We start from the raw sequence: 20,708 nt of genomic DNA, 5'->3' as shown, positions 1-20,708 counted from the left end.
CCCGTGAAGGGAGCGACGATTTACCGTTGCGGCCGATGCCGTGCCATGCAAAGTTTCAATCCACGCTCCCGTGAAGGGAGCGACAGTAAAGCTAAAGGCGGCAAGCCTGTCGAAAAATGTTTCAATCCACGCTCCCGTGAAGGGAGCGACCACCCGCTGACGGGTCCATATCATCAGCGGTCGACACGTTTCAATCCACGCTCCCGTGAAGGGAGCGACGCTCGATGCCTGTTGATGCACCGCCACCACCGGCGTTTCAATCCACGCTCCCGTGAAGGGAGCGACAATCACGGTTCGCTGTCGATATACCGAGATCGATAGTTTCAATCCACGCTCCCGTGAAGGGAGCGACACGCTGCCACCAACAACACCTGTGGCCGCCAGCCTGTTTCAATCCACGCTCCCGTGAAGGGAGCGACCCACACAAACAGGCAGATCAACCGAGGCATAGGCCGTTTCAATCCACGCTCCCGTGAAGGGAGCGACCTAAAACAGTAGCTATCGACGTTGCTCATTACAAGTTTCAATCCACGCTCCCGTGAAGGGAGCGACTGTTACTTTTTAACCAACTTGAATCATTAAGGTATTTCTACCCTTATTGCGAACCTCTTATGATCGACACTCAATCAACATGTCAAAATAATTATCAGTGACGAGAGTTCCTTAAACTATAACTGGTTACTGAAGTGGTCTACTAAAGCCGGACACAACTTAAGGTGGTATATTGAGCCATCAACAAGGAGTGTTCATAGCTATGGGAAGACGATCATTTACGAAAGAGTTTAAACGAGAAGCCGCCAACTTGGTTATCAATGAGGGCTACTCTGTTACTGAAGCCAGCCGTGCGATGGATGTTGGTACTACCGCCATCAGCCGTTGGGTTAACCAACTCGAACAAGAATATGGTGGCGGAACTCCTAAAGCTGCAGCGTTAACGCCAGAGCAGCAACGTATTCAACAACTGGAAAAACGAATCAAAGAGTTAGAGACCGATAAAATGATACTAAAAAAGGCTACCGCTCTCTTGATGTCGGACGATATAAAACGTTCAGGTTGATCACCCAATTAAGAGAGCATAGCAATGTTCGCAAACTTTGCGCACTATTTTCAGTACCACGTTCAAGCTACTATGATCATCTACAGCGACGAACAAGGATAGATATTACAAGGTTACGTCTTCGAGCCAAAGCAACGGAAATATTCAATGCCAGTCGCCAATCAGCGGGCAGTCGGAGCATCGTCACCAAATTACGTGAACAGGGTGAAATCATTGGTCGGTTTAAAGTTCGTCGCTTGATGAAGGAAGCCGGTTTAGTTAGTAAACAACCCAAACCACCCGCATACAAAGTAGCAAAGGTGGAGCGACCAGACATACCGAATCATTTAGACCGTCAGTTCGATGTGAAACGACCGAATCAATTATGGTGCGGCGATATTACCTATATTTGGGCACACGGACGATGGATGTATCTTGCCGTCGTTTTGGATCTTTGTAGGCGCCGAGTTGTTGGTTGGAGTGTATCTGAAAAAGTCGATGCTGATTTAGCCATTGCAGCACTTGATCATGCATATCAACTACGAGGAAAACCACAGGGTGTGATGTTCCACTCAGATCAAGGCAGCCAATACAGCAGCAAAACCTTTCGTCAGAGATTATGGCGTTACCAGATAAAGCAAAGCATGAGTCGGCGAGGAAATTGTTGGGACAATGCCCCAATGGAACGCGTATTTCGTAGCTACAAAAGTGAATGGATGCCATCAAAAGGTTATTTGAGCTTCAGCGAAGCAAAGAAAGACATTGGTAAATACTTGATGGATTACTACAACTGGCAACGGCCACATCAGAGAAATGATGGGCTTGCACCAGCTGTTGCAGAAAAAGAACCTAACGTACTGTCCGAAATTAGTTGACCACTACATACCAATTCTGCGAACCTCCCCGCTTTTTAGCAAACACTTAGGGTTCGCTAAAGAATCAGTGGCCCTTCTTGATCTATCCCCTCTTTAGCCCCAACATGCTCAATTCTTTTATGCCAATTGGAGCCGAGAAAATAAAATCGCAAGCTATCACGTTCTTCATTAATGGCATCGATTAGTTGCTCTCTCATCTTAACCCACTGCCCAGGATCAACGATACATTCAAACACCGAATATTGTACGCGCTGACCATGGTTAGTACAAACTTTTGCAACCCGCCTTAGTCGGCGAGAACCACCAGAGTCAGATGTTGCGACATCGTAACTGACTAAAACCATCATCGCGTCACCTCCAAATATAGGGTGGGTAGTCGTCGATATCCCCGCGTAAAAATCGACTAAGTAGCTGCGCTTGAGCAAATAATAACATCCCTAATGGCATTTTTTCTTGTAAATAGGGGTGCTCGATTTCTGTCTGTTTTCGTTTTTGATATTCAACCAGAAGCGTTTTGCGCGTGGCATCACTCATAGTTACTGCACCCGATTCAGTAATGGTAAACCCCTTCTTTTTAACCTGACCACGATTAATCAATGATAAAGCGAGCCTATCGGCAAGAATGGGGCGAAACTCTTCCATCAAATCTAAGGCTAAACTTAAACGACCGGGTCGATCTCGATGCAAAAAACCGACGGCGGGGTCTAATCCAACTGATTCAAGGGCTGATCGAGCATCGTGATAGAGCAGTGAGTATAAAAATGATAACAGGCAATTCACCCGATCAAGGGGTGGCCGTCGATTACGCCCTTGAAAGGTAAAATCATCTTTTTTTGAAACAATCAGGTGATCAAACACATTAAAATAGTCGTTGGCGGCTTTGCCTTCGACCCCACGAACCACATCGAGGTCATCCTCTTTTAACAGCCGCCGAACATGAGCTGAAAGATCATCACACCGACGGCGTAATATAGCGGTATCAAGTTTATCGCCATGATCGCGCATCGCTCGACTAACAACAGTGCGGCTATTAGTGATTTTGCCCGCGATAAACATTTTAGCAATTTGTGCCGAAGCATTCTGGTCATCGGCTAATCGGTATTGCGTTCGGCGTAATAGAACATTGCCCGCTACGGGGCCCTGAACTCGCGCTAAAAACTTGCCATATTCGGTCATGAAGCTGATCGAAACGTCGTTGTTAACACAGTGGCCGAGCAAAAAAGGGCTACATAATACATTACCAAAGCACACAATCGAGCCCAGTGTGTGCACTGGCAAACGGATCTTAACCTCACGATCAACCTTAACAACGACGGTTTCACCCTCTTTGTGCAAATAGGTTCCTTGGGTCGTCACGTACAGAGTATTGAGCATTTTTCTCATAATTGACCTTCCAGCATGCGCTGCATATAGCGTTTAACAGAGCGCCCCTTAGCACAGCTTTTTGGCAAACAGATACGTAACAGAGAACACTGATCACATTTAGGTTCGTAACGTGCTGAGGGGGTCACGCCGTCGATCAACAGGTGATGTACGTGATGGATAACCTGCTCCGTCAACTGACGCAGTTCATCATCGAATGCAATAACGGTTCTACGGCGGCGTTTACCATAGAATAATGCGCCTTCGTCTATTTGAAGGGACAGCATCTCCTCTAGACACATGGCTTGAGCGCACAATTGGACTTCATCGCAGCGATTTTGCTTCGGCTTGCCGCGCTTATACTCAACGGGGAAAACCGTTCCGTCATCATGAAATTCAACCACGTCGGCCTGTCCGCTCACCCCTAAGCGATGTGAGCAAAGTGGCAAGGTACGAACAATGCGCACATCACCAGCAGTATCACTTTTGTTGCTATCCACCCGTTCATGCAACACCTGACCCTCGGCGGTGTAGCGATTTTCGGCCCATTGTTGTTCAAGATGGATCAGTGCGCATTGCCGCGGGCAGAATAGATAGTGCTGTAAGGCCGAGAGCATGATGAAATCAGATTCGGGGATCATCAATCGTTCCTTAGCCGTTTTTGTTTTTCCGTTATCTCAAGGAAGTTATCGTTTGATACCACTTTGCGCCCCGATTTTTCTTCCAATTGCTGTCGTGCATCGCCAGCAACCGTACCCCCTTTATGCGCAGCATCTCGATTTTCATCAAACCCTTGGGCGTCGTGCGCTTTAGTGATCTCCGTTGTGGCAGCTTCGCCAAGCATGGAAAAAATCAACTCAAGATCACCCATATGGTCACGCAGGTTTTCCCGATCTAACCCTTTTAGCTGTTTATATTCAGATGGCGTGACTCCAAATGCCGCTTTAGATATTTCAGCCGTGAGGATGGCATATTCTCGACTTTCACCGACCTCACGGTTTTTCCACTCCTCAGTTAATTCAACCCGAACCGCAATACCACGCATCCGTTTTTCAATCCATGCATCAGAATAACCCTTTGCCTGATATAGCTCTCGCGTCCGCTTGGTTGCCAGCTCAGGATCTTCAATCTCCTGAACACGCTCGTAACCCACTTTAGCTAACCAGCGTTTAAAGGGTTCGGCTTTGGGTGATGGAATCGATTGAATAATACGGAATATGCCTTCCGTGTTGGCACAGTTAAGCTTCTGTTTACCGCCTGAAGTTTGAATTGAAAGGGGGGTGGCAATTTTCCCCCACCCTTTCGCTAACTCCTTGTCTCGTCTACGCATATCCTTAATATAACCTGCGGGATTAACCGAATCAGTTAATGCCGCGACAACATCTACGATCACAAACCACCACACATTATTATGTAAAGTACGTCGAATTTCTTTACCTTTAAAGATTGCCAGTTTGTCAGTCATCATCCTTCTTCTTTCCATTTATTGCAGGGTACAATTTGTACCCTGCTTGACAATACTTACAACTTTTCAATTATTTCAACACCAGATGGAGCCACTCCAACAGTTACTTCATAGTCATTTTTAAATGAACGCGCTGGCCCTTCAGACCCCTCTTTACGCTCAATATTCACTAGATCAAAAAGCGTATGTGCCGGAGCATTACCGAGCTTATTGTCATGCTTAAAAACAAACAGCTTACGGCTACTCATCATTCCACGAGCAGCTGAACGGTCATGCTCAAACATATTGATCAACGCATCCCACAATAGCTCTAAATCATCCTCACTAAAGCCTGTTTTAGCCGCCAATGGTGCTGAAATAAATCCGTGCGCCACATATAAACCATACGGCACAATATATTTACGCCCCATGGTGCGCTCTTTTTCTAAATCCTTTTCGTTGGTAACAGCCATACGGGTAATGGTCACTTCTTGGGGCACAATCGGTTCAACACTCTTGGCAAAAGCGAGTTGGATTGGCCCACGCACTTGACCGCAATTGACCTCTGTTGTCATCACCGCACCAAAGGCACGAATATCGTAAAAGTTGGAGCACATCCAACCTGTCACCCGTTGGGCATCTTCGATATTTTTAGGGAGCTTTTTGGCCACTGGTTTCAGATCGAACTCTTTGTAGGCCAGTTCATTAGTTCGATTGAGAACCGCTTTTTCCTGAACGTAAATATTGAAGCCTTCTTCCGCTTCTTTAGCCAACGCCACATGGTTACGGATTTTGCGCTTTAAGCACACATCGGTTACTAAACCATGACCTGTTTCAGGGTCAATACGTGGCATGTTTCCCGCATCAGGGTCACCATTTGGATTGCCATTTTCAACATCAAAAAGAAGAACAAACTCGTAACGATTAGTAATAGCTGGCATGGATTAAACCTCCTGATTTTTTTTAGTGAAAAATGCTTTTCGCTGATGATAATAGCCAATCATAAACAACCCCTGCTGCTCAGCAGATTGTGTTTTAGGGAAGGTATGAAAGCCATCAACAATTTCCTGAATCATTATCTCGTAGTGGATTGCCTGACCTTTGCGTTCTGGGTCCTTACGAAGTTTGCCAATATGGTTAGCTGAATTTTTTAATAGCAGATGAAAAACCTGCCCCGGTGTTGCCGAAGCTGAACCAATATAACGATCTTTGATCGTTGCATTGGTTCCCGGAATTGCATCTTCCTGCGCTTTTTCTAAGGTGGCAAACAGCCGCCCGAGTAAATAAGGTGAATCTTTACGTTGCGTATCAAGTGACATGGAAACCTCCATTTGGTCGTTATTGCGAACGAGAAATGCCTTTAAAAGTGCGGCCCTAAAATAGGTCACATCATGTTCAGCACGAATACGACCCAATACTGCCGATAGCAAACTTTGCGGATATGGTGCGCCCGTTAGCATAGCCCGCGCTAAACCTCCGGCCAATACAGGTGAGATATTTTCACTTTTACCAAGGGTTGCCGTTTGACACAGCAATCGCCACATGGGGGGGAATTCAGGTTCGTTATCAAACTGGCGCACAATCGAAAGGTCATCAAAATAACGACCAATCTTTTTTAATAGATCACCAAGTGAATTAGATTCCCAAAAACGAATAGATAACCGTGCGGCATTGGGTGCTAACCCTAAAAGGTAAAATTGTACTGATTCATCTAGGTCGGGAACAATATCTTCAACCCGCTTACCATCGCGTACCGCCGTTAATAAGCTATGAATTTTTTGGGTTGTTTGTTGGTCATCTTCACTGGTTATTTTCTTATCAGTAACGGATGGGGGGTCAAATAGGTCGGCAAGTAAATCTTCAGCAGGACTTGCAGATTCAGCCCAAAATGCGATGGTTGTTCCACCGATGGTGATTTTTTGTTTATTCTTCCCTGACAACAATGCATTTAACGCTGTAGTGTAAGCAAAGGAAGATGTTTCAGCGATATCGACCTTGTCTTTTCCGTACGAGGTAAATGCCGTAGCATTAAATGAAACGAGATACCCGCCAGAGGTTTGACCGCCAAGCACCCCTTTAATCGGAGTATGAACCAGTGCTTGCGACAAATTCTCCGCGCCTGTAATTAAGCATTGAACTTTGGGAGCGGTATCTTGTGTTTCACCGTATGCGGTCCAAGCATTCTGAATCGGCACACGGTTATGGATAAAGCCCTTTGTCCCATCCAGTCTAAAAACGAGATTTGCATTGCAGAGATCGGCCCATGGTTGAAATTGAGACGTAACCTCTTCCGAATTTTGGCAATTGTAGTTATGTAGAAACTTCAACACCGCTTGTAACGCGGGATCGGCTAAATCTAATCCGACATCTTCAAGCATTGCTATAAACGCATCAAATTTTTTTCGGTTTGACTCTGTTGCACCAGAATCATCTGCACCGAGTACGTAAGCAGCCTTATCCCATAAAAAATTAGCCTTAACTCCTGATGTTCGAGTTACCGCTGCGGGAACAGCCAATTTACAGGGGCGTAATTTTTTACCTTCTAGGGCACGCAAGTCCTCAATATCCTGCAACTCACCATCATCATTAATTACAAGGGCAAACGAGATATTTTCAATACTGGTTCCGTAAGGTGGCATTCCAGAGTTCGGATCATCGAGCATACGGTGATAATAACGATTGAGTGCTTGCAAGATCATGCGTGAACCTCCTTCGAGAACCTGGAAGGGGGTGAAATAATACCATTTTCCATTGTTGCTCTAAAAAATATTGGCGTCATGTTGTTATCAAAATCAATATCGAGCAACATATAACCAAGTTCTTTCGATTGACCGACATAATGTGATGGTGGAATCTCTTGCTGGCAGGGTTCAAATGAAACAGGGAATTCACGACAACCAAAACAGGGTTGATGGAAGAACTGCCCATTACGCGCGCGGCGATTAAAAATATCCAGGTGCTTGCCCACACTATCCTCCGAACTCGCCTTTTCTGTCATTTCAAAATGAGCCTCAATGACATACTCAACATCACGCAACAAGGTTGTTGCCCGTTGCTGGCGGTTTTTCCCTTCATCGACAAGGAAAAAGAGTGGTTTGTTGTTTGCCATAACCGTTTTAGGGTTAGGTTTGGAAATTTTCGAACTGACTTCATTACGCCGCACATTATCGAATTTAATCGGTCGTTGAACGTGAATTTTATCAATAACCCAACGGATTGCGGGCTTCCAGTGGATCGCCTCCAATATGCCCCGCGCCGCAGAAGGGGTCATTACATCATACGAGACACGTTCAACTTTCATTTCAGGGCGGGTAAAACAGGCGTAATCGCCCCAAACCCGCAGTTTGATACCAAATGCCATAAATTCCTCCATTTTAACCTATTAATCATTCGGATCCCACACGCCACTCACATCAACACATAAGCCCACCCTTTCATCATAAGCAGATTGATTACTTAGCAACGGAAACTGTCCATCTATTAACTCAATTGCTCCAGATTTTGTTAATTCCTGATATTCTCGCGACCGCACGCTTACGGTGTATTGCTGTAATTTCCTTAAAATAGATCGTGGATGATCGGCGTAGCGCAATTGTTGCACCAATTTTTGCGCGTCACCCTCAATTGCTACAATCACCCCCGTGCTATCATCCTCAATAAACTTGAAATGGTTGGCGACCTCTTTAAATGGTAAAAGCAGTTCGGAGCCAAGGGGCCGATTTAACCTCGACATAATCTCTTTTTTATCTAACTCTTGAATATCGTAGAGCAATTCAAAGTAACGGCGCATCGCACCGAGCCCTATGGGATCAGCATTAGGAAGCGTTCGTAGCGTTTCGCTAGCGCGGGTAATGCACCTCTTCATCCACGGAACGGACGGTGGCTTTTCTGTTTCAAAAACTATCACTTTTCCGAGTTGACCTAGTTGCCCTTCTCGATTACAACGGCCTGCGGCTTGGGCAATAGAATCCAACCCTGCCATGGCGCGATAGACAACTGGAAAGTCGAGATCCACCCCTGCTTCGACCAGTGAGGTGGAAACGACACGACAAACCTCTCCTGCTTTCAAGCACTTTCTTATTGCCGTGAGAACCTCTCGGCGATGATTGGGATACATATTTGTGGAAAGGTGAAAGACCCCATCTTGCTGTGCTAATTGTGTAAAAACGGCTCGCGCTTGTGGTTTTGTTGAAACAATGCACAGCACTTGTTTTTTACTCTCTAGCTGTTGCGCCAAACATTCATCTGTTAATGTGCCAACAAAGGAGACTTCTGTTCTCTTAAGTTGTTGATATAAGAGAGTTGGTTCGTGAATGATCTCTTTAACCTTTGGCAGTGCCATTCGGAGGGAACTTTTATCGTCAAGAGCGGGCTGTGTTGCCGTACACAAAACAATCGTGCATTGGTAATGCTCAACTAATTCCCGCAAGGCAGCTAAGCAAGGCTCTAAATAATCGGTGGGAATGGCCTGAGCCTCATCCAGCACAATGACGCTGCGAGCAATGTTATGTAATTTACGACAGCGTGATGATTTATGAGCAAACAAAGATTCAAAGAATTGTACGTTTGTTGTCACCACAACGGGCGCATCCCAATTCTCACTGGCGAGCCCCCGCTTGCGATCGTAAACGTCTTCTTCACTTTTATCTTTCTCTTTGTAATTGCAGTGATGCTCGATCACATTTTCACGACCCAATATGGATTGAAACACTTGAGCATTCTGCTCAATAATTGAAGTGAACGGGATAGCGTAAATAATACGATCCAAGCCATGTTCAACCGCGTGATTAAGGGCAAACGAGAGCGAAGAAAGTGTTTTCCCACCTCCCGTAGGAACGGTAAGAGAGAAAAAACCAGCAGGTAATGTTGCTGCGGTACGGCACTGCGATAAAACTTGTTGTCGGATGGAATTGACGGGCGTTGTTTCAGAATTGCGTTGCAATGTCGTTAAGTGTTGATCTATCAAGCCCTGCAACTGTAGCAAGATTTGATCATGATCCTGTACGGGACGATCATCGGCTTTTTCTGGTGAACAAAACGCTTCGGTATCTAAGAAATCTGCATCGGTCAAACAGGAAAAGATCATACGGGTAAAAAATGCGAGACAGAACCCTGCTGACTCTCTAGTAATTTTAAAAGGTAACTTTACGTGTGAAAGGTCACCGACCATTGATAATAATTTTACATCAGGCGGAACTTTATCGTGTTTAAGGCGAAAATGGAGCTGTGTCTCCTGTGCACCACCATCTGGCAAGCCACCATGATGACCGGCAATCACATAGGCTAAAAGAAGGCCAAGTTTTCCCGCTGATTGCTGTGCATGATGAGCACCATAGGTTGAATGATTCACCCGTTTTGGACTGCCTTCCAAGCGCTCGATAAACTGCTGCGTCGCTTTACCCGCATCGTGAAGCAAACCTGCATTACGCCCCCACTCTCCTGCTCCAAAGACACTGGAAAATTCCTCTGCCAGCTTCGCCACCCCTTCCAAATGCTCCTCAAGTGTTTGCCAATCGGTTTTATCAGGGTTATCTGTCGAATGAGCATAAAATTGATCCATAAATCCTCCACACAACAAGCTACTCTCATTAGTCAGCGCATTCAATATTTTTAATAAACATTAGTCAATCAACCAACAACCTAGCAACACGCCAATCATCAGGCCTGCCACCTGCTTAGTCGTTGACTGTGGTGGCACCTCACCGCGCTGCATGGAATGGCGTGACCAACGTTGCATCCAGTATTCAACGGTTGGGTTTTGCTCTAATACTGTGGGGAGCTGCCAGTGACAACTGCTGGCTATAAAGTAGATGGGAATAAGTGCCAGCCACAGCAGTAGGCCGAGAACAAACATGATAATAACAATAGCGATACCATGAACAAGGGCCATCACCATGCCAAGGGGGATTCCGAACATCGTGCCGTTGATGAGTCCATAGTGATGGATGCTCCATCCGATACTGGCGATAGTGACAATTAAAGCATAGGGTGTAATCAATTGCTCGAGGACATCGAAAAAGCAGACCACTTGAGCGAGGAGTGTTTCGAATAATCGGCTGATGAGGGTCAGCGCCAATGGAGCTGATGGCGCGGCTGGATTAGCGGTATGACAGTTTGGCATGATGGCTCTCCTGTGTTGGCAATGTGTCTGTATTAAGAGACTAAGACACTGCCGTGACAAAACATGTCACCCCACAGGAGTTTTTTTCATTTAGCGGTAGTTATTTGTCATTTTATCGATTTCTGTAATCACCTTTTGGCGTAGCTCAAGGGGTTCAAGCACTTCAACTTCACTGCCGTGCTGAAGAATTTTCATAATAATTTCACGATGATCGGCAACAGGAATGGTGAGTTGCAGGCGGCCATCTTCTAACAACTGGTGCTGTTGCCCATCGCACCAATGTTGTTCTCTCACAAACGGTGCCCGCCTGGCGCTGAACAACAATTTAACCAATTGGCGCTGGCCGTCTTGAAAAATACCGCACGCGCCCTCTATTTTATGCTGCCATGTTGTCGGGTCTTGATAATCGAAGGTTTCACCACACAGATGCAGATCGTGGATACGGGAGATCTGAAACGTCCGCCATGCTTGACGTTCCTGACACCAACCAAGCAGATACCAACTACCATTGTAATGTTGTAGGTGATGGGGATGAACAGTGCGGGTAGTGGCTGTGATTTGGGTTGGCGCATGATAGCTAAAGTAGACTTTATGGCGAGTAAGCAGTGCTTCACCAAGGCGTTGGAACACCTCTTCATCGACAGGGATATAAGCGTTCCAATTGGCTGAAAAACAACTGGCTAGATGCTGTTGATCGATGCCGCATTGCTCAAGGTTGTTAAACATCTTTTCGCAGAGGGCATTCAGCTCATTGCTCAACGGCGTTGAACTGGTGCCAGCTAGAAGTTGGCGTAAAATGAGAATGGCCATCATCTCTTGATGAGAGAAGCGCGTCCAACTGAGGCTGTAGCTGTCATCGCTATAACGGTAGCCACGGCGAGTGGCGTTATATTCGAGGGGTGCGCCAACGGTGGTGATCATCGCTTGAATATCGCGCTTGGCGGTACGCTCACTAATATCGAAGTGGCTGGCCAGTTTCGGCGAATTGGGATAGTTCTTTTGCCGTATTTGATGATCGAACCAAAAAAAACGCTCTATTCGTGGCAACATACGTCGTTATTCCCTCGATTAAATCTCGTTCAATTATAGGTTATGTCCTTAATCCAAATCGATCTCAACCACATCACCGACAATGCTCTCATCGCCAACGGTTATGTAGAGAGTTTTATCACTGTTGGTGAACTGCCAATTCACGCTGCGGCTGAGCTGAGCAACAAGGGGTTCAATCAGTTCATCACTGAGATAAAATAGGCGGAAGTTTTTCATGCCGGCCAGTTGTGTTTTGCTCGCCGCCAACCAGCGCTCAAAGGCTGAACCATAAGCGAACAAGGTCACCTGCTCACAATGGTTCCCCGCTTTAACAAGTCGTTTCGCATCAGGCAGACCAACTTCAATCCATTCCAGCAAACGGCCATCAAGGCTTTTAATCCACAGATCGGGTTCATCAGGCTCACAAATACCACGAGTAAAAGCAATATCCTCGTGATAACTCAACGCATACGCAATGAGCCGAGCGATAAGACGTTCAGCGGTTTCTGACGGGTGGCGCGCAGCGGTTGTACTAATTGATGCATAACGGTTTTGATCAACATCAGATAGTTCAATCGAGACGCGGTGAATCGTTGCGGGCAAAGCCATAAAGGTATCTTTTTCTTAAGGGATAAAGTGATGGCCAACATAGCACAGCCATCACCGTTTGCGATATCGCCATCCTTCAATCTTGATGGTCTCGCAAAAACGAATTAGATGGCTAAGCCATCAATCGTGGCAACACGAACTTTTACTGCCACCAAAACGGGTTACAACATATAACACCAACAGCACCAACGCAGAGAGCGTGCCGAGTATTGAACTGTGTTCCTCTGCACTGCCAATTTTCCAATCCATGGTCATATTGGTCAGTGAATAAAGTGCATCAACGCCGATACCTAATGCAAATGAACACATTAGGATACCAGCGAGATAGATCAACATTGATCGCTTTCCCAATATTTTGCTAATCACCGCCAGAGCCGCAGCATTGGTTGCGGGGCCAACGAGCAAAAACACCAACGCCGCCCCAGGGTTTAATCCTTTAAGGACCAGCGCTGCCGCAATGGGAGTTGAGGCTGTTGCGCAAACATATAATGGTGTGGCCACTGCTAACATGGCGACCATGGCAACCAAGGGATTACCCAACCATGCCTCCATCAAATCAGCTGTAACAAAAGTACCGATCAATCCCGCCAATAATGTACCGACAAAAAACCAGCTGGCAATATCAGCGAACAGGTCACCAAAGGCAAAGCGAAGCCCCCCTTTTAGGCGAGCAGCCAATGGCTCCTGTTGCGCGACACTAGCTTCACAACTGCCGCCACAACATGAACCTTGTTCACTCACCTGGGGTTGTAACCCCACCTCAGCACCATTTGACGTGTCAGGATCAAACATTCGCACTAACTGACCAGTAACCAGCGCCGTAATAAATGCTGAAAAAGGGCGCAATATCGCCATCAACGGATCAAGCAAGGCCCAACTCACGGCAATGGAATCAACCCCAGTTTCAGGTGTCGAGATCAAAAAAGCCGTCGTCGCTCCTTTGCTTGCCCCCTGCTTCCGTATGCCTGCTGCTGCGGGTAACACGCCACAACTACACAACGGAATCGGCACACCAAATAGTGCGGCCTTAAACAGATTGGTTGCACTATCTTTTCCGAGATGTCGGGCAATAAAGTCATCGGGGACCAGTGCTTTAAGTAAACCAGCCACCAGAAAGCCAAACAACATCAGCGGTGCGGAAAGGGTCAGCACATGCCAGCTTTCAATAAGAATTTGTTTTAGTAAGTCCATTATAAACACCTCAACACGTGAGTTTTATACGTTTCAGTTTAAATAATGCAACACCGTCTACTCTTTTACGTGCTCCAAGCCTTGCTTTAGCAATGTAACAACATGGTCATCAGCTAAGAAATAGATGACGTTTTTGCCCTCTTTGCGGTAGCGGACAATTTTTTGTCCGCGCAATACCCGTAATTGATGGCTTACCGCCGAAGAACTCATACCAAGTAATGCAGCGAGATCACACACACATAACTCTGAAAAAGAGAGCGCGTGAAGAATTCGTACCCGAGTTGAATCGCCCAAAGCCTTAAACAGATCCGCTAAACAAAACAGCACTTCATCGGCTTCCATATCCGAACGTACGAGATTAACCACCTGAGAATGATCGCACTCGCTATGACACATATCTTTCATCGGCACACCTTTCATGTTATCAATTGAACAACTGTTCACATGTTAATATGTCAGTCCTCTTCGCACCTGTCAACGGTTTAAACTTCTCAAGTAAAATAAACGAAAACAATATACAAAAAATATCTTTGCTGCATGTGTTTAGCATACACAGGCTAACTATTTGTTATTACACAACTATACCAAATTACGGTTTGTCACAATTATCCCTTAGTCACCATAAGTGCATAACTTATATATGCGCTTCACAACAAATCACCATCAACAACAAGACAATCGACAGCACAATAATCCCAATAATTGCAGATAGATACGCGATAAATAAAAATAATTTCCAGAGTTGGCACGACTCTCGCTACATAAGGAAGACAAATAACAAAGAAAAACAAATAGATGACAGACACAGGAGGACGCCATGAAAAACTTCAAAAAAATCGCCATCAGCCTTTGGATCGTAATTCTTGCCGCAGCACCTGCTTTCGCGGGTCAACATACAGAGAACAGCGGCTTACTTGCATGGGTTTTCATTGGCTTCTGTGGATTGATCGTTATCTGCCAACTTATCCCCGCATTGGTCCTAGGGTTCGGCATGATCAAAGGCGCTGTAACACACGCCCATCACCATTAAACAAAATGGTCATAGTCAACAGACTTTATACTCATAATTGAATCAGGAGGCACACCATGAAAGCACTCAAAAACATCACCTTAACCGCCCTTATCACCCTTGTTGCTGCATCACCTGCTTTAGCATCCAGCGCAGCACGCGTCGATAACAGTGGTTTCATCGTTTGGGCTTTTCTCGGATTTTGTGCCCTCATCGTTGTGGCTCAATTAGTCCCTGCAGTAATGGTTATGATGGGTATTGTTAAAGCGATTGCTAGCCCTAAAGAACAAACTGAGCAATAACAACCAATCACATCAATAGAAAAAGCCGCCCTTAGCAAGATAATGCTAGGGCGGCTTTTTTGCGTCTAATCGGTTTGACTAGCAATGAGTAACTATCTGCTACCCATTGTAAACATAAAAACCTTAATAACACTGATCTTCAACCAGTACCGAAAAGATCGTCTCTCCCGCGAAGGCGGGTATGAGGCAAGAACCCAATGCGAACAATTGATATTAATCAGGCAAAAAAAATGCCCTCAACCGGAGGAACCGAATTGAGGGCCAGGAAAACTAGGGTAAACTGTTAAACTTAACGTTCTATGCGAAGCCGACTGCTAAACGTGCAGCGGCTGGGGGATTAAGACAGGCATCAATCGCATCGAAATCCAGTTCAGTTTCCGATAGCGTTTGCAAGTAACTAATCTTCTCGACATCCTTCGCGGTGATCTTCGACACATCATCAGTGATCGATAAAAATGTCTCCGCCGTTGTTCCGTGGGTACGGAAATACGGGATACCGCTATCATCGAGAAGCTGCTGAGTAATTTTCGACATCTTAGTACTGCCGGAGATCACTAATCCCGCTATTTTCTTACGGTACTCTTCTAAATGGTACAGAGATGACAACATAACCAGCAACTCTTCGCGGCTACTGGTAACAATCAACAACGTTGAATCCTGTAATAGATCGACAACCCGTTGCGATGAGGCCGCCCCCAACTGTACGGTGTTGATAATCCGATTGATCTGCTGCGAATCGCCCTGAAGTTCGGCACCAAGCAAACGCGAAATCCGCCCCATTGTTGGATTTGCCAGAATCGGTGAAAAATTAAAGCCACCAGCAACTTGCATCGGATAACTAGCAAAAGCCTGTTGCAAGTAACCCAAAGTTTCCTCGCGCTTTTCCGCAATCAACTTATTGGTCAGCAACATTTTAACGTCCACCCCTTCACGCTCATACAGAGCAAGGTTAAGACTAACGTTATCAATCACATTACCAATACCACCACCAGCGACCATCAACACTGGCGCATCAAGAATCCTCGCCACCGTCGCATTATTTAAGCCAACCACCGAACCCACGCCGCCATGTCCTGCACCTTCGATAATCAGAAAGTCACAACGCTTTTCCAGCTCACGGGTTGCGGCAATCATCTGCTCACGCAGAGAATCAGCACTAATTTCGCCACTTAAAACACTCTTGGTATTGCCACGTTGAAGCACAATCGGCGACATATATTCTAAATCTTCATCTAGACCGCAAACTTGAGCCGTTAGCGCAGCATCCTTATCCATAATACGACCCTGATAGGTGATCGCCTTCGGACCAAGCGGTTTAATAAAACCAACACGCTGGTAACGCTTTGCCGCCAAATGCATCAACGACAGACTAATAGTTGTCTTGCCGCAATGCTGACCTGTTGCTGCGATGAATATTTTTTTACACATAATGACAGCCACTTTCCTAAACATAGGGCAATCGTTAACTGCTACGTTATTAACCTTGCAACGTTGCGGCCAATTTGTATAAAAAAACGTCATTCTTTTAAAAGATCAATAATATAAGACACTTAAAAGAGGATAAAGATAAAAAGGAAGTGTAACTGTTCCAAAAGAGTAAAACAGCAGAAGACAGAATGGGACAGGATTGTATCAATATAGCGCAGCAACCAACAACCAAGGTAGTTGCCGAACGGAACATGTCACTATTTAGGACGGTGGCACACCATACACTCCATCTTATGAGGATGTGACGACGGTAACGCAGCAATTTCGTGGCACTCAGCGCACCCCTTCTCTAACTCAATACGGCTGCCACCCTGCTGCAATTGCTGATAAAAAACGTGGTGTTCCTCAGTTTCAGGGACATCGCTGCCAAGCTTCTTCAGCGTACCAACATATAAAAAGGCACCAACAGCGAACAACACGCCACCAACGATCCAATCTTTTTTAGATAACTTCATACACTACAGCTCTCATGAGGAATTGAAGCCAGCGTTAAAATGGCCAACATAAATAAACTCGCACAACAAGCCTATCACAGTAACAGATCGGTAAGGATAGCTTTAAGCGCGTTAAACTGGTCGTTTCGATTTAGGCAGGCCCTGCACCACTAAACTATACGAACCATCAATCATCGACAAAATATCCACATCGGCAGAGAGCCATCAAGAACCACCGAATTTCAATGGCACTTATCCATATGGTAGCCCCGCACAATAGCCGGGTGTATATTCCGATGCTTTAATAGACTCCTATGCTTGAATAGTCCTTTTTTTATTCAGAGCAGATGTATTAAAAAGGAGAATTATAGCTAACTCAACACATTATAAAAATAACTATTACTTTATATTAGTACACTGCACTGGAAAGAGATTTCATGTCCACCTTGTAAAACTCAAGGGACGGACACAGCGTCAAATAAAATCTGGATCTGAATAAATGGATAAGATATACTTAATTGAGCATAATTAGCCCTTACTTCCTTCAGCAAATCTTGACTTTATGTTCTATTAGATATATTTTCCTTTTAAACCTAATTCAATATATGGCTCGGAGACAAAATCATGCACAAAGCCATCTCACCCAAAATTCTAGGTCAGTTGCTCAAATCTACCAGAAGACAAAAAGGACTGACCCAAGAGCAAGCAGGAAACCTTGTCGGGATTACTCAGGCTATGATCTCGCGCATTGAGCGTGGAGAATCCAATGCCCGCGTTGATACCCTGTTTCGCCTGCTGGCTGCTCTGGAATTGGAGATGACGTTGCAGCCACGAATGGATGATATCGACAGCGAAGGAGACAACTGGTAAATGGGGCGCAAACGTCAAAGAGCAGAGCTGTTCGCCTACATGAACGGAGAAAAGGTTGGCACCCTAACACGCTCAGCCAATGGCAAACTAGAATTCAGCTACGCGCTATCCTGGCTCGGAAGCAGTTCAGGGCGGCCACTATCCCTCTCGCTTCCTTTTACCGAACAGATCTACGCTGGTGATAGAGTCGAAAACTATTTCGACAACCTACTCCCCGATAGCCAGCCGATTCGTAACCGAATCCAGAAACAATTCGAGACCACCTCAAACAATGGCTTCGATCTTTTGTGGCATATTGGCAGGGACTGTGTCGGCGCGCTCCAACTCCTCCCCGAAGACCACCAGACCGATGTTCGTAAAATCGACGCTGAACCGCTCAGCAATGCAGAGATCGCCTCAATCCTAAAAAGCGACCAAACCATGCCATTGGGAATGTGTAAGGATAAAGATTTCCGCATCTCGATTTCTGGAACCCAGGAAAAAACTGCCCTGCTCAAACTTACCGACCAATGGCACCTGCCACTGGGAGCCACGCCCACCAGCCATATTTTCAAACTACCAATCGGCCAGATCGAACACAGCAGCATCGATCTTACTGACAGTGTGGAAAACGAGTGGCTTTGTCATGCCATCCTCAAAGCCTTCGGACTTCCTGTTGCCAACACGGAAATGCTCACCTTCGAGGACACAAAAGCCTTAGTTGTTGAGCGCTTCGACCGGCGCTGGTCGAGGGACGAATCCTGGCTGATCCGCCTGCCGCAGGAAGACATGTGTCAGGCGCTAAATGTACCGCCAGCACTAAAATATGAGAGCGATGGTGGCCCAGGTTTCAGGCAGGTTATGGAACTACTACTAGGATCAGCAGACAGCTTGGCTGATAGACGGCTATTTATGACTGCGAATTTTATCTTCTGGCTACTGGGTGCTATTGATGGACATGCTAAGAACTTCAGCATCTTCCTGCTTGCAGGCGGAGGCTTCAAACTGACCCCACTCTACGATGTGATGTCGGCATTTCCCCTGATTGCAAAAAAACAACTTGACCAGCGCCGACTAAAAATGGCCATAGCGCTAATGGGCAACAACCGACACCACGAGTGGCATATGCTTTATCGTCACTGGCTCTCCACGGCAAAGGCGTGCCACTTCCCTGTAGATGAAATGGAATCGATCATCGCTGAGACTTTAGACCGCTTGGATCAGGTAATAGACGAAGTCAGCACCCAACTACCAGAAGCATTCCCCGAGTCTGTCGCTGGGCCGATTTTCAACGGAATGAAAACGACACGAGATAAATTAATTCGATCAAGACTGCCAAAAGAAGACTGGCCCCCTGTTTTATCCTAACAAGCTAAACAGGGCGTTTCGATTTCGGCAGGCCTTGCACCACCAGAGCATACGACTCATCAATCATCGCCCAAATATCCGCATCAGGCAGAGAGCCATCAAGCACCACCGTATTCCAGTGGCGCTTATTCATATGGTAGCCCGGCACAATCGCCGGATGCAATTCGCGCAGCACTTCAGCCTTATCAGGGTCGCACTTGAGGTTGATTCGTAACGGGTCGTTGTTGATCCCCACCAAGGCAAACATCTTGCCGCTGACTTTTATCACCTGAGTTACGTCATCAAAGGGGAATGATTCAACGGCGGCGGGTTTTGCTAGAAGGTAGGTGCGTAAGGTTTCGAAATTCATTGGGTTTCATTCTTCCTTTAGCAGCTAAGGGATCAAAATTCTGAGGTTACCGATGCGGTTCATCCTACGAATTTTACAACACGCGTAGGATGCCGTGAATGAAGTGAAACCGCATAAACTGTCAAAAAACCTATTCCGCATCATCCTTCAGTTCCAGCTGTCTAATCAGCAGGTCGAAATCGCTTTCGAATAGTCCGTCCTGAACAATGCGATATTTTTCAAATTCACTCTCGGCATGGGATTTAGCCAGCTCTGCTGTCACTTTCCCTGCATCCTGAAGGGTTTCTCGATCCCAAAGTTGCAAAAAGCCCGTTAACCGTTTTTCCCAGTCATCCATAGTCATGGGTATTTTACGCATGGCTTGCAACTCAGCCATGTCAAGGTAGGCAGAGACTATGCGCTGTATCTGTGCCAATTCGAATTCAGATAGATAGTTCTTAGCGATAGAGACATCGTATTTGTGAATTTTCCCCTGAGGAGCACCTTCCCAATGTGTCAGCCCCATGCTTTCCTTACTGTGGTCTGCGCGACCCACAATGACTTCCGCTGCGGTCTGTCCGTGGATAGCGTAGTGCATCTTATTCTGCATGGCAGCAAAAAACCGCTTTGTAGTGGTGGCGCTCGGGTCGTAATCGAGTGCGCTGGCATAGATGTCGGTGATCTTCTGGTAGAACTTGCGCTCTGAAAGGCGGATTTCCCGAATTTTGTCCAGCTGACGTTCAAAGAACTCATCAGTCAGATTACCACCGTGTTTCAGGCGCTCCACATCCATCGTCCAGCCCTGAATGGTGTAATCCTTAACAATCTGGTTGGCCCATTTGCGGAACTGCACGGCACGTTCGTTTTCGATTTTGAACCCGACAGCGATGATCGCCTGCAAACTGTAGTGTTCCACTTCGCGTCGTACTTGTCTTTTACCCTCAGTTTGAACTATTAAGTAGGACTTAACAGTTGCTCCGTGCTCCAACTCATTGTCGGCGAAAATACGTTTCAAGTGTTGGTTGATAGCGGGCACCGAAACAGCGTAAAGGGTTGCCATCATTTTTTGCGTTAACCACAGATTTTCGTCCTCGTAGCGCATTTCCACGCTAGCTTCTGAGCTACCCCCTGCCGCGATAAATGTCAGATATTCAGCAGCCGATGACCGGATAATGGATATACCGTTCTTTTCAGATTTCAGCTTACTTTTGTCTTTATCGTTCTTCATTCAGTACCTGCTCCAGATTGTAAATTTCCCAATCG

22 protein-coding genes and 1 CRISPR repeat array (1 of these 23 only partly in view) are annotated in these 20,708 nt (G+C 46.1%); of the genes, 5 read left to right on the top strand and 17 right to left on the bottom strand.

Features of this window, described 5'->3' with window-relative positions; genetic code table 11:
* Window positions 1-552: a CRISPR direct-repeat array (repeat unit 32 nt; unit sequence GTTTCAATCCACGCTCCCGTGAAGGGAGCGAC) (it extends 611 nt beyond the left edge of the window).
* 202 nt (window positions 553-754) lie between these two features.
* Window positions 755-1,911, top strand: a protein-coding gene (locus ACZ5KY_RS04315) for an IS3 family transposase (protein WP_464242671.1) whose coding sequence is annotated in 2 segments (ribosomal slippage) — window positions 755-1,004 and window positions 1,004-1,911 — 1,158 coding nt in all. Because the reading frame shifts where the segments join, the coding sequence is not laid out codon by codon here.
* 56 nt (window positions 1,912-1,967) lie between these two features.
* On the opposite strand, the gene cas2 is transcribed toward ACZ5KY_RS04315, so the two are convergent.
* From cas2 to ACZ5KY_RS04250, 13 genes are all read right to left on the bottom strand, one after another.
* Window positions 1,968-2,258, bottom strand: coding sequence for a CRISPR-associated endonuclease Cas2 (gene cas2 / locus ACZ5KY_RS04310; protein ID WP_464242670.1), 291 nt, complete (start codon window positions 2,256-2,258; stop codon window positions 1,968-1,970).
* A gap of 4 nt (window positions 2,259-2,262) precedes the next feature.
* Window positions 2,263-3,294 (bottom strand): type I-C CRISPR-associated endonuclease Cas1c, encoded by a 1,032-nt coding sequence (gene cas1c / locus ACZ5KY_RS04305; protein WP_464242669.1) that lies wholly within the window; start codon window positions 3,292-3,294, stop codon window positions 2,263-2,265.
* A complete protein-coding gene (cas4, locus tag ACZ5KY_RS04300) occupies window positions 3,291-3,911 on the bottom strand; it encodes a CRISPR-associated protein Cas4 (protein ID WP_464244629.1) in 621 nt (206 codons plus the stop codon). The genes cas1c and cas4 overlap by 4 nt, the downstream gene beginning before the upstream one ends.
* A 2-nt stretch (window positions 3,912-3,913) precedes the next feature.
* On the bottom strand, window positions 3,914-4,738 hold the full coding sequence (locus ACZ5KY_RS04295) for a BRO-N domain-containing protein (protein ID WP_464244628.1): 825 nt from the start codon (window positions 4,736-4,738) through the stop codon (window positions 3,914-3,916).
* A 56-nt stretch (window positions 4,739-4,794) separates the two neighbouring features.
* Complete coding sequence (cas7c, locus tag ACZ5KY_RS04290) at window positions 4,795-5,658, bottom strand: type I-C CRISPR-associated protein Cas7/Csd2 (RefSeq protein ID WP_464242668.1); 864 nt, start codon at window positions 5,656-5,658, stop codon at window positions 4,795-4,797.
* 3 nt (window positions 5,659-5,661) lie between these two features.
* Window positions 5,662-7,416 (bottom strand): type I-C CRISPR-associated protein Cas8c/Csd1, encoded by a 1,755-nt coding sequence (cas8c, locus tag ACZ5KY_RS04285; protein WP_464242667.1) that lies wholly within the window; start codon window positions 7,414-7,416, stop codon window positions 5,662-5,664.
* A complete protein-coding gene (gene cas5c / locus ACZ5KY_RS04280; RefSeq protein ID WP_464242666.1) occupies window positions 7,413-8,078 on the bottom strand; it encodes a type I-C CRISPR-associated protein Cas5c in 666 nt (221 codons plus the stop codon). The genes cas8c and cas5c overlap by 4 nt, the downstream gene beginning before the upstream one ends.
* Window positions 8,079-8,099: 21 nt before the next feature.
* Window positions 8,100-10,277 (bottom strand): CRISPR-associated helicase Cas3', encoded by a 2,178-nt coding sequence (cas3, locus tag ACZ5KY_RS04275; protein ID WP_464242665.1) that lies wholly within the window; start codon window positions 10,275-10,277, stop codon window positions 8,100-8,102.
* A gap of 60 nt (window positions 10,278-10,337) precedes the next feature.
* Window positions 10,338-10,838, bottom strand: a complete 501-nt coding sequence (locus ACZ5KY_RS04270) for a hypothetical protein (protein WP_464242664.1) — start codon at window positions 10,836-10,838, stop codon at window positions 10,338-10,340.
* A 90-nt stretch (window positions 10,839-10,928) separates the two neighbouring features.
* Complete coding sequence (locus ACZ5KY_RS04265) at window positions 10,929-11,888, bottom strand: helix-turn-helix transcriptional regulator (RefSeq protein WP_464242663.1); 960 nt, start codon at window positions 11,886-11,888, stop codon at window positions 10,929-10,931.
* A gap of 48 nt (window positions 11,889-11,936) precedes the next feature.
* Complete coding sequence (locus ACZ5KY_RS04260; protein ID WP_464242662.1) at window positions 11,937-12,476, bottom strand: YaeQ family protein; 540 nt, start codon at window positions 12,474-12,476, stop codon at window positions 11,937-11,939.
* Window positions 12,477-12,596: 120 nt separating this feature from the next.
* Entirely contained in the window at window positions 12,597-13,667 is a 1,071-nt protein-coding gene (locus ACZ5KY_RS04255; RefSeq protein ID WP_464242661.1) for an SO_0444 family Cu/Zn efflux transporter, read from the bottom strand.
* A gap of 57 nt (window positions 13,668-13,724) precedes the next feature.
* On the bottom strand, window positions 13,725-14,072 hold the full coding sequence (locus ACZ5KY_RS04250) for an ArsR/SmtB family transcription factor (RefSeq protein WP_464242660.1): 348 nt from the start codon (window positions 14,070-14,072) through the stop codon (window positions 13,725-13,727).
* A 412-nt stretch (window positions 14,073-14,484) separates the two neighbouring features.
* Here ACZ5KY_RS04250 and ACZ5KY_RS04245 point away from each other — a divergent pair, with 412 nt between their 5' ends.
* Entirely contained in the window at window positions 14,485-14,697 is a 213-nt protein-coding gene (locus ACZ5KY_RS04245; RefSeq protein WP_464242659.1) for a hypothetical protein, read from the top strand.
* 56 nt (window positions 14,698-14,753) lie between these two features.
* Window positions 14,754-14,978, top strand: a complete 225-nt coding sequence (locus ACZ5KY_RS04240; RefSeq protein WP_464242658.1) for a hypothetical protein — start codon at window positions 14,754-14,756, stop codon at window positions 14,976-14,978.
* 297 nt (window positions 14,979-15,275) lie between these two features.
* Here the strand turns inward: ACZ5KY_RS04240 and ACZ5KY_RS04235 are convergent, their stop codons facing one another.
* Entirely contained in the window at window positions 15,276-16,406 is a 1,131-nt protein-coding gene (locus ACZ5KY_RS04235) for an AAA family ATPase (protein WP_464242657.1), read from the bottom strand.
* A 257-nt stretch (window positions 16,407-16,663) separates the two neighbouring features.
* Window positions 16,664-16,921, bottom strand: a complete 258-nt coding sequence (locus tag ACZ5KY_RS04230) for a hypothetical protein (RefSeq protein WP_464242656.1) — start codon at window positions 16,919-16,921, stop codon at window positions 16,664-16,666.
* Window positions 16,922-17,524: 603 nt separating this feature from the next.
* Between ACZ5KY_RS04230 and ACZ5KY_RS04225 the strand changes: the two genes are divergently transcribed.
* Both ACZ5KY_RS04225 and ACZ5KY_RS04220 read left to right on the top strand, forming a co-directional pair.
* On the top strand, window positions 17,525-17,770 hold the full coding sequence (locus ACZ5KY_RS04225) for a helix-turn-helix domain-containing protein (RefSeq protein ID WP_464242655.1): 246 nt from the start codon (window positions 17,525-17,527) through the stop codon (window positions 17,768-17,770).
* Window positions 17,771-19,117 carry a type II toxin-antitoxin system HipA family toxin gene (locus ACZ5KY_RS04220; RefSeq protein ID WP_464242654.1) on the top strand — a complete coding sequence of 449 codons (1,347 nt, stop codon included), beginning with the start codon at window positions 17,771-17,773 and terminating at the stop codon, window positions 19,115-19,117. It begins immediately after the preceding gene.
* Window positions 19,118-19,121: 4 nt separating this feature from the next.
* On the opposite strand, the gene ACZ5KY_RS04215 is transcribed toward ACZ5KY_RS04220, so the two are convergent.
* Entirely contained in the window at window positions 19,122-19,466 is a 345-nt protein-coding gene (locus tag ACZ5KY_RS04215; protein ID WP_464242653.1) for an MmcQ/YjbR family DNA-binding protein, read from the bottom strand.
* A 130-nt stretch (window positions 19,467-19,596) separates the two neighbouring features.
* Window positions 19,597-20,673, bottom strand: a complete 1,077-nt coding sequence (locus ACZ5KY_RS04210; protein ID WP_464242652.1) for a virulence RhuM family protein — start codon at window positions 20,671-20,673, stop codon at window positions 19,597-19,599.
* Window positions 20,674-20,708 lie beyond the last annotated feature (35 nt).

Source organism: Desulfuromonas svalbardensis (genome assembly GCF_055389415.1).
Note: the sequence above shows the minus strand (reverse complement) of the source record. Positions and strands in the feature narration are given on the sequence as shown.

Bases quoted from the DNA above. Each gene is read 5' to 3' on its own strand.
- ACZ5KY_RS04265 (WP_464242663.1), bottom strand. From the start codon at position 11,888: ATGTTGCCACGAATAGAGCGTTTTTTTTGGTTCGATCATCAAATACGG.
- cas3 (WP_464242665.1), bottom strand. From the start codon at position 10,277: ATGGATCAATTTTATGCTCATTCGACAGATAACCCTGATAAAACCGAT.
- ACZ5KY_RS04230 (WP_464242656.1), bottom strand. From the start codon at position 16,921: ATGAAGTTATCTAAAAAAGATTGGATCGTTGGTGGCGTGTTGTTCGCT.
- ACZ5KY_RS04220 (WP_464242654.1), top strand. From the start codon at position 17,771: ATGGGGCGCAAACGTCAAAGAGCAGAGCTGTTCGCCTACATGAACGGA.
- ACZ5KY_RS04210 (WP_464242652.1), bottom strand. From the start codon at position 20,673: ATGAAGAACGATAAAGACAAAAGTAAGCTGAAATCTGAAAAGAACGGT.
- ACZ5KY_RS04255 (WP_464242661.1), bottom strand. From the start codon at position 13,667: ATGGACTTACTAAAACAAATTCTTATTGAAAGCTGGCATGTGCTGACC.
- ACZ5KY_RS04245 (WP_464242659.1), top strand. From the start codon at position 14,485: ATGAAAAACTTCAAAAAAATCGCCATCAGCCTTTGGATCGTAATTCTT.
- ACZ5KY_RS04240 (WP_464242658.1), top strand. From the start codon at position 14,754: ATGAAAGCACTCAAAAACATCACCTTAACCGCCCTTATCACCCTTGTT.
- ACZ5KY_RS04235 (WP_464242657.1), bottom strand. From the start codon at position 16,406: ATGTGTAAAAAAATATTCATCGCAGCAACAGGTCAGCATTGCGGCAAG.
- cas1c (WP_464242669.1), bottom strand. From the start codon at position 3,294: ATGAGAAAAATGCTCAATACTCTGTACGTGACGACCCAAGGAACCTAT.
- ACZ5KY_RS04270 (WP_464242664.1), bottom strand. From the start codon at position 10,838: ATGCCAAACTGTCATACCGCTAATCCAGCCGCGCCATCAGCTCCATTG.
- cas7c (WP_464242668.1), bottom strand. From the start codon at position 5,658: ATGCCAGCTATTACTAATCGTTACGAGTTTGTTCTTCTTTTTGATGTT.
- cas8c (WP_464242667.1), bottom strand. From the start codon at position 7,416: ATGATCTTGCAAGCACTCAATCGTTATTATCACCGTATGCTCGATGAT.
- ACZ5KY_RS04260 (WP_464242662.1), bottom strand. From the start codon at position 12,476: ATGGCTTTGCCCGCAACGATTCACCGCGTCTCGATTGAACTATCTGAT.
- ACZ5KY_RS04225 (WP_464242655.1), top strand. From the start codon at position 17,525: ATGCACAAAGCCATCTCACCCAAAATTCTAGGTCAGTTGCTCAAATCT.
- cas5c (WP_464242666.1), bottom strand. From the start codon at position 8,078: ATGGCATTTGGTATCAAACTGCGGGTTTGGGGCGATTACGCCTGTTTT.
- ACZ5KY_RS04250 (WP_464242660.1), bottom strand. From the start codon at position 14,072: ATGAAAGATATGTGTCATAGCGAGTGCGATCATTCTCAGGTGGTTAAT.
- ACZ5KY_RS04215 (WP_464242653.1), bottom strand. From the start codon at position 19,466: ATGAATTTCGAAACCTTACGCACCTACCTTCTAGCAAAACCCGCCGCC.
- cas2 (WP_464242670.1), bottom strand. From the start codon at position 2,258: ATGATGGTTTTAGTCAGTTACGATGTCGCAACATCTGACTCTGGTGGT.
- ACZ5KY_RS04295 (WP_464244628.1), bottom strand. From the start codon at position 4,738: ATGACTGACAAACTGGCAATCTTTAAAGGTAAAGAAATTCGACGTACT.